Origin of the sequence: Marinobacter sp. LV10R520-4, from assembly GCF_002563815.1 — a bacterium.
Taxonomy (GTDB): domain Bacteria; phylum Pseudomonadota; class Gammaproteobacteria; order Pseudomonadales; family Oleiphilaceae; genus Marinobacter.
The window spans coordinates 127,565-139,418 of the sequence record NZ_PDJM01000001.1 but is presented as its reverse complement, the minus strand read 5'-3'; the positions used below and the strand labels follow the sequence as shown (position 1 = coordinate 139,418).

10 protein-coding genes are annotated in these 11,854 nt (G+C 46.1%); all 10 read left to right on the top strand.

What is annotated here, in order from left to right; translation table 11 throughout:
* Window positions 1–5 precede the first annotated feature (5 nt).
* The 10 genes from ATG98_RS00665 (at window position 6) to ATG98_RS00615 (ending at window position 11,831) form a co-directional block, all read left to right on the top strand.
* Entirely contained in the window at window positions 6–1,433 is a 1,428-nt protein-coding gene (locus ATG98_RS00665) for an ImmA/IrrE family metallo-endopeptidase (protein ID WP_098421911.1), read from the top strand.
* A gap of 597 nt (window positions 1,434–2,030) precedes the next feature.
* The gene (locus ATG98_RS00660) at window positions 2,031–3,020 is read left to right on the top strand and encodes an FAD-binding oxidoreductase (protein WP_098421910.1); all 990 of its coding nucleotides are present in this window, start codon (window positions 2,031–2,033) and stop codon (window positions 3,018–3,020) included.
* An 18-nt stretch (window positions 3,021–3,038) separates the two neighbouring features.
* The gene (gene rfbF / locus ATG98_RS00655) at window positions 3,039–3,812 is read left to right on the top strand and encodes a glucose-1-phosphate cytidylyltransferase (RefSeq protein WP_098421909.1); all 774 of its coding nucleotides are present in this window, start codon (window positions 3,039–3,041) and stop codon (window positions 3,810–3,812) included.
* A gap of 4 nt (window positions 3,813–3,816) precedes the next feature.
* Window positions 3,817–4,884 carry a CDP-glucose 4,6-dehydratase gene (gene rfbG / locus ATG98_RS00650; RefSeq protein ID WP_098421908.1) on the top strand — a complete coding sequence of 356 codons (1,068 nt, stop codon included), beginning with the start codon at window positions 3,817–3,819 and terminating at the stop codon, window positions 4,882–4,884.
* A 39-nt stretch (window positions 4,885–4,923) separates the two neighbouring features.
* Window positions 4,924–6,237 (top strand): lipopolysaccharide biosynthesis protein RfbH, encoded by a 1,314-nt coding sequence (gene rfbH / locus ATG98_RS00645; protein ID WP_098421907.1) that lies wholly within the window; start codon window positions 4,924–4,926, stop codon window positions 6,235–6,237.
* A complete protein-coding gene (locus ATG98_RS00640) occupies window positions 6,237–7,112 on the top strand; it encodes an NAD-dependent epimerase/dehydratase family protein (RefSeq protein ID WP_098421906.1) in 876 nt (291 codons plus the stop codon). The genes rfbH and ATG98_RS00640 overlap by 1 nt, the downstream gene beginning before the upstream one ends.
* Complete coding sequence (locus ATG98_RS00635) at window positions 7,109–8,128, top strand: GDP-mannose 4,6-dehydratase (protein WP_098421905.1); 1,020 nt, start codon at window positions 7,109–7,111, stop codon at window positions 8,126–8,128. The genes ATG98_RS00640 and ATG98_RS00635 overlap by 4 nt, the downstream gene beginning before the upstream one ends.
* Window positions 8,110–9,069, top strand: a complete 960-nt coding sequence (locus ATG98_RS00630; RefSeq protein WP_098421904.1) for a glycosyltransferase family 2 protein — start codon at window positions 8,110–8,112, stop codon at window positions 9,067–9,069. The genes ATG98_RS00635 and ATG98_RS00630 overlap by 19 nt, the downstream gene beginning before the upstream one ends.
* Complete coding sequence (locus ATG98_RS00625) at window positions 9,066–10,388, top strand: oligosaccharide flippase family protein (RefSeq protein WP_179887999.1); 1,323 nt, start codon at window positions 9,066–9,068, stop codon at window positions 10,386–10,388. The genes ATG98_RS00630 and ATG98_RS00625 overlap by 4 nt, the downstream gene beginning before the upstream one ends.
* Window positions 10,389–10,991: 603 nt before the next feature.
* Window positions 10,992–11,831 (top strand): FkbM family methyltransferase, encoded by an 840-nt coding sequence (locus ATG98_RS00615; RefSeq protein WP_143751420.1) that lies wholly within the window; start codon window positions 10,992–10,994, stop codon window positions 11,829–11,831.
* Window positions 11,832–11,854: the final 23 nt, after the last annotated feature.

Here is an 11,854-nt window from a genome sequence, read left to right as displayed (position 1 = left end):
GAGCAATGGCTAAAACAGTACGGTTAGGCTCTAGCGAAGGCTTCTTGCTAGAGCTGACGCTCATTGATCGGCAGGAAAAAGCTGGCCTCGTTTGGGGTGAAGGCAGATTTCTTGTTGGCGGCCTGTTGGTTATGGCAGAAAAAGACGGCTGTCCTATTAGCTGGACATGGGTCGATCTGCTGGAATGGCTTGCGAAAAATTGGGCCTATCTGTTGCTGGAGCAAAACTTCCCATTTCAGGTGTCGGCGATGGGTATTTCCACGTTGATGAGAGATTTGGAGAAACGCTGGGAAAACATGGCCGAGGAACGAATGGAAGATGAAGAAGAGCAGGCTTTTCGCTTTCTAGATCGGCACGATCTGGCCTGTGCGTTTAAAGGAATTTTTTTCCCTGCTACGTATTTAATGCGCCAAGGCGCCTTGATGGAAGTTTTTAGCGCCGAACACAGTAGCCATGTGCGCTTAAACCTACAGCGGGCAGTAAGTGACCTTGAAGACATTGGAAACTATTTGGCGGAAGTTGCAAACACAAAAGATGTGAGTAGGGGCAAGTTGGCTGCTGAGCAGTGGTGCGATCGAGAGACATGCTTAATCGCGCAAGCGGTGCCGCTGTTAACCGGGTTAAACACGGCAAGTTTGGCGCAGCTAAACCCTGAGAACGACCCTGAGTATTGGGAGTACGATCCAGAGTCTCCGCTGGCGGACGGCGAGCTGATGGCCGCAGCACGCATGACCAGTGGCGTACTTCTAGCCGATCAGCAATTACAGGTCTTTGAGTTGATTCGCGATGCAGCGAAAATAGCAACACCAGAGCTAGATTCACTTTCTCGTAGTCTTCTTGAAGACTTTAAGGACATCGGCAAGCCCTATGATCAGGGTTACCGGGTCGCCATTTGGTTACGCCGCAAATTAGGGAAGTCTGATTCGGAAGGTGTAAAGCCGTCAGTCTTTCTTGAACAATGGAAGATCCCGGTTGATGACTTTGATATGCCGGATTCCATACTTGATGCGTTTGCGTGTTGGGGGCCGCGCCATGGCCCCGCGATATTCGTAAATAAGGCGCAACAAAGCACGTCAGCTCACGTGCATGGTGAAAATACAACCCTCGCCCATGAAATTTGTCATCTGCTACTGGATCGCGATGGTGCTCTGCCGGTTGCAGAGGTACTAAACGGCAATAGCCCCGAGCGCTTGGAAAAGCGTGCTCGCGCTTTTGCAGCGGAACTTCTGCTACCCAGAAACGTGGCCGCAAAAGAAGTGCGAATGGCAGCCTCCGTGAACGTTGCCGTTACAACGCTGTCTTCAGCGTACGAAGTCAGTACCGAGTTGGTGTGCTGGCAGATAATCAACTCCGATGCCTACGCCACTTTAACGGACGATGAACGTAACTGGCTGCAGGGCAGGGCACAACGAAAAGTGTTTGCCGACGCGTAGCGTCAAGGCTTTATTGTCGACAGAATCCCTGAGTAACCGCAGGCTTATCTATTTTTTCCGGTGTCTTTTCGGATAAAAGATAGATAGGTTATAAGGTGCCCTTATCGGTTTTGGAAAGTCGTTAATAATCAGATGGTTAAAATTTTAGATTTCCATCGTTGGAAAGGCTATTTCCAAGCAATCGCAGGTACTATCGGGTAAGACGTGTTTCCAGCTCTGGAAACAGAATCTGGTCACTTTCCAACGTCGGAAACATACTTTCCAGGGATCCTCACCGATTGCGACCCAAAAGCCGTTTCCAGCGTTGGAAAGTCATTTTCCAAACTCAGAGATCAAGTAAGTAGCGAGCGAACGCGCTTCACTGTGATCCAATTTCGTCAGGCATCGAAACGATACGATTAGTAAGCGATGCAGTCGACTTTGTAAGTTCTGTCGCCACCAAGCCTGTGCCACCCGTGAGTGAATTTCGGTGCTTTCACGTGATTTGTATAGCAAAAATATCCGTATGAACTAAGCACCAGAACCCCTATGTCTCAATCAGATTTACCCTCGTGGATTGAACAGCAAATTAAAAAGGCAAAAATATCAGGATAAACGATGTCTAAGACGGTAACACTCGCAAACAAAACCAGTTTCGAAGCAGAGTCGAGCCAAACAATACTGGAAGCTGCCCGCAGTCAGAACATTGCCCTGGAGCACAGCTGCCGTACTGGTCGCTGTGGGGTTTGTAAGGCCAAAGTTACGCAAGGCACGACAGAGGCGATGAAGCCCGAGGAATCTCTCACCGAGGAAGAGAAATCAAAGGGCTTTATTCTTACGTGTTGCCGAAGCACATCAACCGATTTACAGCTCGACATTCAAGACCTAGGCGAGCTGGGCCAAATCCAGGTAAAAACGTTGCCCTGCAGAATAAACAATATTCAGCAGCTTGCGGATGATGTCGTTGAGGTGGTTCTGCGTACACCACCCAAGAGTAACCTGGCATATTTGTCTGGCCAGTACGTCGACATGATTGGTAACGATGGATTGCGCCGCAGTTACTCGATTGCCAACGCCCCCCGGGAGGATGGCCAAATAACGCTGCAGATTCGCAAAGTTAAAAATGGTCAAATGAGCCATTATTGGTTTAACGAAGCTAAGAACAACGATTTATTACGCATGGAAGGCCCTCTGGGTACCTTCTGTTTACGCAAAACCAAGGCATCAATACTCATCCTTTTGGCAACAGGGACAGGAATTGCGCCAGTAAAAGCCATTCTTGAGCAGTTATCTGCAAAGCCCGAGCTTAATACCTACAGTCAGATACACGTGTATTGGGGCGGTCGTACAAGACAGGATCTCTATTGGCTGCCAGATTTTCCTGAGCTGGAACTCAATTACACACCGGTTCTGTCTCGCTCTTCGGACTGGGATGGAAAAAGCGGTTACGTTCAACAAGTGGTGTTAGCCGATGGTTTAAATCTGGAGAACGCGGTGGTTTACGCTTGCGGCTCAGAAACGATGATCCATGATGCCCATGCACAATTCACGGCAGCCGGGCTTGCTGAGAATCAATTCCACTCTGATGCATTCGTAAGCTCAAACTAATTCAATTCTGGAGGAAGGATGAAGGCAGTTATATTGGCAGGCGGTCTGGGCACACGCCTAAGTGAAGAAACATCGAGCCGCCCCAAGCCGATGGTCGAGATCGGCGGCATGCCTATTTTGTGGCACATAATGAAGATGTATTCCTCCCACGGCATCAATGACTTCGTTATTTGCTGTGGCTACAAAGGCTATGTGATTAAAGAATACTTCGCCAATTACTTTCTCCACATGTCGGACGTTACCTTCAACATGCGCGACAATGGCATGGAGGTACATAATAAGCGTGCGGAACCTTGGAACGTAACCCTGGTGGACACCGGCGAGAATTCCATGACGGGTGGCCGCTTGCTTCGCGTGGCGGAGCACGTAAAGGATGAAGAGGCCTTCTGCTTTACCTACGGTGATGGCGTTGGCGACATAGATATTGCCGAAACCATTCGCTTCCATAGGTCGCATGGTAAATCAGCAACGCTGACAGCAACCTACCCGCCAGGGCGCTTCGGTGCGCTCGACATCCAGAATAAGCAAGTCATGAACTTTAAGGAAAAGCCGAAGGGTGATGGCGCCATGATCAACGGCGGCTTTTTTGTACTAACCCCCAAAGTGCTGGATTACCTGAAGGACGACAGCAGTGTCTGGGAGCAAGCGCCGCTGATGAGCCTGGCGGAAGACGGTGACCTGATGGCCTATCAACATGAGGGTTTTTGGCAGCCAATGGACACCTTGCGCGACAAAAACCTGCTGGAAGAACTCTGGGAAAGCGGCAAGGCTCCTTGGAAAAACTGGGAATAATCTGATGACCGCAGCCGTTAATCCCGCCTTCTGGCGTGGTAAGAAAGTTTTCCTGACCGGTCACACTGGTTTTAAAGGCAGTTGGCTTTCACTCTGGCTTCAAAGCATGGGGGCCGTGGTCAAGGGCTTCGCTCTTGAACCGCCTACTATCCCTGCGCTCTTTGAACAGATTCGGGTTGCGAAGGGTATGGAGTCCGAAATTGGGGATATCCGTGATCTAATGGCCGTAACCGCCAGCATGACGGCATTCAACCCAGATATTCTGATCCACATGGCAGCGCAACCATTGGTCCGTTTATCCTACCGCGAACCGGTCGAAACTTATGCCACCAATGTAATGGGTACCGTTCACGTATTGGAGGCGGCTCGCCAATGTAGTCACCTGAAAGCCATCGTTAACGTGACCACAGACAAGTGTTATGAAAACCGAGAGTGGGTATGGGGGTATCGTGAAAGCGAACCCATGGGCGGGTATGATCCCTACAGCAATAGCAAAGGCTGTTCTGAACTAGTAACGGCTGGCTATCGCACTTCATTTTTTAATACGCCTGATACCGCTGCGCTGGCCTCGGCTCGGGCTGGTAATGTAATCGGGGGTGGTGATTGGGCCGATGATAGACTGATTCCTGATATCCTTCGGGCGTTCGAAAAGCAGCAGCCCGTCATTATTCGCAATCCACTGGCAACCCGCCCCTGGCAGCATGTATTGGAGCCAATCAGTGGCTATCTCGTGTTAGCTGAAAAGCTCTTTAGCGAGGGTGACGCCTACGCCGAAGGTTGGAACTTTGGCCCCCGTGATGAAGATGTGAAACCGGTGGAGTGGATACTCAACCGTTTAGTAGACCGCTGGGGAAAAGGTGCCAGCTGGCAGCTAGATACCAACCCTCAGCCACATGAGGCCCAGCTGTTGAAGCTGGACATCAGCAAGGCAGCCGCCAGGCTAAAATGGCATCCGCGTTGGTCACTGGCTGAGACGCTTGATAGCATCGTCGAATGGCACCTATGCTTGCTCCGCAGTGATGATATCCACCAGATGACTCTTGATCAGATAGCAAAATATCAGCCTTACTAACTTAAAGATCTACAAACAGATACCAGGACAGGCAACCTTATGAATCCCCAAGAAATTCGTCAGGAAATCAGCAAACTCGTTGAGCTATATGCCAGCACCGAATTAGCACCGAAGGATTTTGTTCCTGGAGAAAGCGTTATTCCGCCTTCCGGGAAAGTAATCGGCGCACGTGAACTGCAAATGATGGTTGAAGCCTCACTCGACGGGTGGTTGACCACAGGCCGGTTCAATGCAGAGTTTGAGAAGAAATTGGCTGAATTTATTGGTGTAAATCACTTGCTCACGGTGAACTCGGGTTCTTCTGCTAACCTGGTGGCGTTCAGCACCTTGACGTCGCCAAAGTTAGGTGAGCGCGCCATCAGAAAGGGCGATGAAGTTATTGGGGTGGCTGCCGGCTTCCCCACTACGGTGAACCCAATTGTCCAGTTTGGTGCCGTACCAGTCTTTGTTGATGTGAATATGAAAACCCACAACATTGATGCCGACTTGATCGAAGCGGCTATTACCCCGAAAACAAAAGCCATCATGCTGGCCCATACAATGGGCAACCCCTTCAACCTGGCTAAAGTCAAAGCTATTTGCGAGAAACATAACTTGTGGCTAGTGGAAGACTGTTGCGATGCGTTAGGCGCTACCTTTAATGGCCAGATGGTTGGTACCTGGGGCGATATCGCCACTTTGAGCTTTTACCCCGCTCACCACATCACCATGGGCGAAGGCGGGGCCGTGTTTACCAACAACCCCCAGCTCAAGGTGATAGCGGAGTCTTTTCGTGATTGGGGCCGCGATTGCTATTGCGCGCCCGGCTGTGACAACACCTGTGGCAATCGTTTCGGTCAACAGTTTGGCTCTCTGCCGCACGGCTACGACCACAAATATGTGTATGCCCATTTGGGTTATAACCTAAAAATAACGGATATGCAGGCAGCTTGTGGACTGGCTCAGCTGGAACGTGCACCGGAATTTATTGCCACCCGAAAGCGCAACTTCGTATTACTCAAAGAACGGCTGGCCAGCCTCAACGATTTTCTTGAAGTCGCAGAACCTACGCCGAACAGTGAGCCGTCCTGGTTCGGCTTTCCGGTCACCCTAAAGGAAAGCAGTGGCATTAAACGGGTCGACCTGCTTAAATTTCTGGATCAGCACAAGATCGGCACTCGTCTGTTGTTTGCAGGCAACCTTACGCGCCAGCCTTATTTCCAGAATGTAGAATATCGAGTTGTTGGCGACTTGACTAATACTGACCGCACAATGAATCAGACTTTCTGGCTAGGCGTTCAGCCTGCATTGGGCCAAGAGCACTTCGATTTCGTGGGTGAAAAACTGGAAGAGTTTTTTGGGCTGAACTTTTAATGCAACACATACTGCTGACAGGTGCAACCGGCTTTCTGGGTAGTCACTTGTTAGAGGCCCTGCTGAAGCAGGGCTACAAAGTGACCATTCTAAAACGCTCAACTTCTGATACTTGGCGAATAGATCACTTGCTGGCTAAAGTTAATGCATTTGATGTTGATCAGGTGGCGGTGGAGGAAGCGTTCAAGTTTAAGAAATTCGATGCAGTCATTCACACCGCTTGCAGTTATGGACGTCAAGGCCAGGCACCACATAAAGTCGTTGAAACAAATTTGTTGTTCGGCTTGCAAGTACTGGACTTAGCCACCGCCTACAACACTGACACCTTCTTTAACACTGACACCTTACTACCCAAGTATCTCAATACATATTCACTTTCAAAGAAACAATTTGTCGAATGGCTTAGGAACCGCAGTAACGAAATTAAGATAGTGAATCTTAAGCTGGAACATATGTACGGTCCTAAAGATGATAAAACAAAGTTCGTGCCGTGGTTGGTGCATCAACTAAAAGAAGGCGCCGAGCGAATCCCGTTGACTAAAGGAAGTCAGTTGAGGGATTTTATCTACATTGATGATGTAGTTTCTGCATATTTATTGGCAGTACAGAAAGCCAAACAGTTACCAGAATATAGTGAATTTGACGTTGGTACGGGTAGGCTCACCAGTGTTCGTGAGTTTGTAGGCACTTTATATGAGACTTATAAAAAGCTAAATCCGCACACCGTAACGCAACTTGGGTTTGGTGATATACCCATGCGGGAAGGTGAGATGATGGCTGTCGAGGTCGATAATTCGGCGCTAAAAAAATTAGGCTGGGATTCAGAAACACTTCAAAGTGAAGGTTTGGCAAAGTTATTCAAGGTGATTTCATGAAGTACTTGATTACGGGCGGATGCGGTTTTTTAGGTTCTAACATTGCTAGTGAGTTGCTGAAAAAAGGTCATGGGCTAGTTATATTTGACAGTCTTTATCGTTTTGGTAGCTACCAGAACCTTGAGTGGCTAAAAAGCCAAGGTGACTTTGAATTTATTCATGGTGATATTCGTAACACGAACGATGTCGAACGTACCATTCGCATTCACAAACCTGATGTGATTTATCATCTGGCTGGGCAGGTTGCAATGACAACCTCAATAGCCGAGCCAAGACTGGACTTTGAGGTTAATGTGGGTGGTAGTTTTAACCTGCTGAATGCAGTAAGGCTCTATTCGCCAGAAAGTACCATCGTTTACTCATCAACAAATAAGGTCTACGGAGACTTGGAGCAGTTCAGGTATCGGGAAACTGAAACACGCTATGAATGTATTGACAAGCCAGATGGCTTTGATGAAAACGTTAATCTCGACTTTCATTCGCCCTATGGAACTTCCAAAGGCAGTGCTGACCAGTATATGCTGGACTTTGCACGAATATATGGCCTTAAAACAGTCGTGTTCCGTCATTCATCTATGTTCGGTGGCCGCCAGTTTGCTACCTTCGATCAAGGGTGGCTTGGTTGGTTTACGCAAAAAGCGATCGAAATAAGAGAGGGTGTTGCTAAAGAACCATTTACAATATCGGGTAACGGAAAACAGGTCCGTGACCTTCTTTATGCCAGCGATTGTGTAGCATTATATGTTAAGGCTTCTGAAAGTATTGAGAGTATCAAAGGGCAGGCTTTTAATATTGGTGGTGGAATAGAGAATTCTTCGTCTTTATTAGAGTTATTCTCCTTTCTGGAGCGTGAGCTGGATATAGAAATGAAATATCAACAGTTGCCTCCAAGGGAGTCCGATCAGCGGGTTTTTGTGGCAGATATTGGTAAAGCAAGAAAAAGCCTTGACTGGGAGCCTAATGTTGCCAAGAGTAAAGGCATTAAAGAAATGATAAAATGGGTGCGTGGACAGTGATTGATATACTAATTCCTACTTACAATAGATCTGGATTTCTGAAAAAAAATATACTGCTTCTTAATAATCAAATAGTACAAAATAATCTTATTGGTAGATTCAAAATACTCGTTTCAGATAACTGTTCAGATGATGATACTTGGATTGTATTGAATGAGCTAAAAAATAAAATTGACGTTGATATTCAGCTTTATAGGCAGGAAATAAATGTCGGACTTGAGCCTAATGCAATTTATTTGCTCGGAAAGTCTGAGTCAGATTATGTCATGTATCTGGGTGATGATGACTATATACCAGACGGGTACCTCGCCTTTGTAGTGGAAGTCATAAGTACCGAGAACGCATTTTGTGTAATACCTGGATTTTCTGGGCTTTATCCTGATGGTACAATAGTACGTTCAAGGTACGCAGAATTTGAAGTTAAAAAGTATAATCCTGGGTTTGAGACAGTTTGTGAATTATCAAACTTTGGGCATCAGTTAAGTGGCTTAGTATTAAGAAGCGAATCTTTATATAAAGAATATTTGAAAAACGAAAAATATAGAAATATATATCCTTTTATATTCTTTGTAACACACTGCATAACGACCGGCGTTTCATTTTATGCGCCCAAATATCAAGTATTGGTGAGCCAAGGAAATAGTAAAGACTGGAATTATGACGCATCGGGTCTTCTAATTGATATATTTAGAAATTATAAAATTGCTTTCCCTCAAGACAGGGACAAAAAAGTTAGAGCTAGTTTGTCTTTCGTAAAGATCCAATCTTGGAGGCTCAGAATTGGAAAAAATCCTTTCAATGCTTTTAAAGCGTTTATACACTTATTAGCATCTAAAGAAGTTGACTCAAGAGTAAAAATCTCACTTTTTTGGCTATACCCAAGTCAGTATTTTGCATTGCTGAAGAAATTTATAACGAGAAAGTGTGGTTTTAGTAATTGAGCTTGCTAGCTGGTTCGCTGTACAAAGCTATTTTGAAAAGCATGCTTGGTCGCTATTCAGTGTATGCGGTTAATCTGCTGTCAATGATGATATTAGCGCGCCTATTTACACCTGAAGCCTTTGGCACAGTAGCGGCCATCATGGTATTTTTCACCTTCTTCCAGCTGATGGCAGAAGCGGGTCTTGGGCCGGCTATTATTAACCTGAACAGATTAGCTTCTGAGGATCGTAATGGTCTATTCGGATTAACTCTAACCATAGGGCTTGTTTTAGGGGCGCTGTTCGCAGCATTGGCACCTGCATTTCTGATCTTCTACAGCATACCTCGTGTCGATGAAGTCGTGCCTTATATTGCTGTCAGTCTGTTATTTTTCGCAGCCAGCGTCGTTCCCACTGCATTATTATTGCGTGAACAAGCATTTTTTCTTTTTGCGAACGCTGGTTTGGCAGCAGAGCTGGTCAGTACAGGCACGACAGTTGCATTGGCACAAGTAATCGACCCTCTGCATGCACTGGCTGCGAAAGGCGCTGCCAGTGCGGCAACTCTGTTTTTGATGACTTGGTTTTTTTCCGGCCGAACCGAGTTCGGCCGTCCCCAGCTTGGACGTAAATTCTCAGCAATAAAGCCACTACTAGGTTTTTCCGGCTACCAGTTTGGATTCAATTTCATTAATTACTTTTCACGTAATTTGGATAACATCTTGGTTGGTAAATACATGGGGGCAGGTATGCTGGGTATGTATGATAAAGCCTACCAGCTTATGCGTTACCCTCTGATGTTACTAACGTTTGCCATGACTCCTGCGATTCAGCCGGTCATTCGTAAACATGCCGGTGACCCGATAAAAGTTGAAGCGATTCATCGTGATTTTACTTTCAAGCTGTCACTCATAGGTGCAGCCGTCGGGTTATTATTGTATATAGCGGCTGATTGGATAGTACTTCTAGCACTTGGTAGCCAATGGGAAGAAGTTATCCCTATTATAAGAATCCTTGCGATTGCAGTACCTGTACAGGTTGTTCTGTCTACAAGCGGTAGTTTCTTTCAGGCCATGAACAGAGCAGACTTACTGTTCTTAAGTGGTTCCCTGTCAGCAGTGATTATGGTAACCGCGATCGTGGTGGGCGTTGTGCAACGTGATATTGAACTGCTTTGCTGGTGTCTGGTTGCAGCGTTTCACATCAATTTTCTGCAAGCGTACTACTATTTGTACCGCAAAGTGTTCCAATCTCCGTTACGCTGGCATTTTTTAAAAATGCTCCCGGCTGCAAGTGTGGTCGCTGGAATGGTTGGATGGTCGTTTTGGGTAAGGGGATAGCTGGTTTCTAAGTGCGGTTATTAAGCTGGAAGGTAATTGCATCAAATCGCGCTGGCTGCGCACGGCCATGTCGTTCCTTCAGGCATGTATTCCCGCGAGCACACTTCGGTAGTTTCCTCGATGACTAACTGCCAGTGGCTGTGGGATCAATGAGTGGATTGCGGCGTTGGTTTTTGGGGATTCAGGCGTGACGCACCAACTATATCGACGGGTTCCGATCGGTGACGCTTTACAGCTTGGAACCTTCAAATAAGTATAGTCGGGCTAAGCGCCGGTTCGAACTTTACGAATCGGCGGCCTCGCTGACGTCATATAAATGAGTTTCAACCGTATATCGTCGCAACTCATGGCAAAGTGTGCTGGGCGCGCTCGCCGAAGCTTCTTGGCAATCTTCGTGGGTTTTCGCCTGGTTCTTGCATCAGTTGAACGTTGCCTGCTCCATATAACTGAGGTGGTGGTAGGCTCCTTTTATGGTAAGACACTGCTAGATCAGAGGGTTTTTCACTTATTTATCGAGAGCGTGGAGAAAGAAATGACGAAGGTTCTACTTGAAGGAAACAAAAAGATTTATCCGTTAAAGTTTTTTTTATAGTTCTTAACAGATTGAACCACTCATTATCGCGAAGACATATTAAAGATTTTCCTCAGATTGCTATATTTTCATTTGACCACATTGGCCTGACTGTGAATCTAGAGGGCCGATATGAAAATGAACCACTTCAACTTATCGAGCAATTGACTGAACGAATGCTTCCAGAATCACGAAGAGAACTATCGCTTGATATCGGAGCAAAAATCGGCAACCATAGTTTGCTGTTTTCTCGTTCTTTTAAAAAGGTTTTCGCGTTTGAGCCAAATCCAATCACTTTTGAAATTCTAAAATTTAACAGTAAATTTGCTTCGGAAGAAAAGAACAATGTTCCACTTAACTATGGTTTAAGTGATAAAGATGGCTTGCTAGCATTCTTGGTTAATGCCTCCAATATAGGCAGCTCTCGCATAATAAGTGAAGACGATGAGCGGGGGAAGAGCGGGATAAGTGATGTAAAGGTTAAGAGCGCCGACTCTATTCCTGAGTTGTTAGAAGAAAAGATTTCGCTAATAAAAGTTGATGTCGAAAAGCATGAGATTTACGCATTGAAAGGTGCGGAGAATTTAATTTTGAAAAACAAGCCTATTATTATTTTTGAACAAAGTGAAAGCGAGATTGATAACGGGTCATCACCAACGATTTCATACTTAAAGTCTCTTGATTACAACTTTGCTACAATTGAAAAAAACTTTTATTTCGGTGAGCAATTTTATTTAAAGATACTCAGTTTTATCCTTCGTAGTGCGTTTGGTTTCAAATTAAGATTAGTATCGAAAACAAGCTTCAAGAAAAAATTCTATTCCATGATTGTTGCTCTTCCAAATTCCCATAAAATGCCCAGTATCTTTTAAGCACTGCTTAGCCTATTGCTGTA

Excerpts from the sequence above, each read along its gene's own strand:
- rfbG (WP_098421908.1), top strand. The coding sequence starts at position 3,817 with ATGACCGCAGCCGTTAATCCCGCCTTCTGGCGTGGTAAGAAAGTTTTC.
- ATG98_RS00635 (WP_098421905.1), top strand. The coding sequence starts at position 7,109 with ATGAAGTACTTGATTACGGGCGGATGCGGTTTTTTAGGTTCTAACATT.
- ATG98_RS00660 (WP_098421910.1), top strand. The coding sequence starts at position 2,031 with ATGTCTAAGACGGTAACACTCGCAAACAAAACCAGTTTCGAAGCAGAG.
- ATG98_RS00665 (WP_098421911.1), top strand. The coding sequence starts at position 6 with ATGGCTAAAACAGTACGGTTAGGCTCTAGCGAAGGCTTCTTGCTAGAG.
- ATG98_RS00640 (WP_098421906.1), top strand. The coding sequence starts at position 6,237 with ATGCAACACATACTGCTGACAGGTGCAACCGGCTTTCTGGGTAGTCAC.
- rfbH (WP_098421907.1), top strand. The coding sequence starts at position 4,924 with ATGAATCCCCAAGAAATTCGTCAGGAAATCAGCAAACTCGTTGAGCTA.
- ATG98_RS00630 (WP_098421904.1), top strand. The coding sequence starts at position 8,110 with ATGGGTGCGTGGACAGTGATTGATATACTAATTCCTACTTACAATAGA.
- rfbF (WP_098421909.1), top strand. The coding sequence starts at position 3,039 with ATGAAGGCAGTTATATTGGCAGGCGGTCTGGGCACACGCCTAAGTGAA.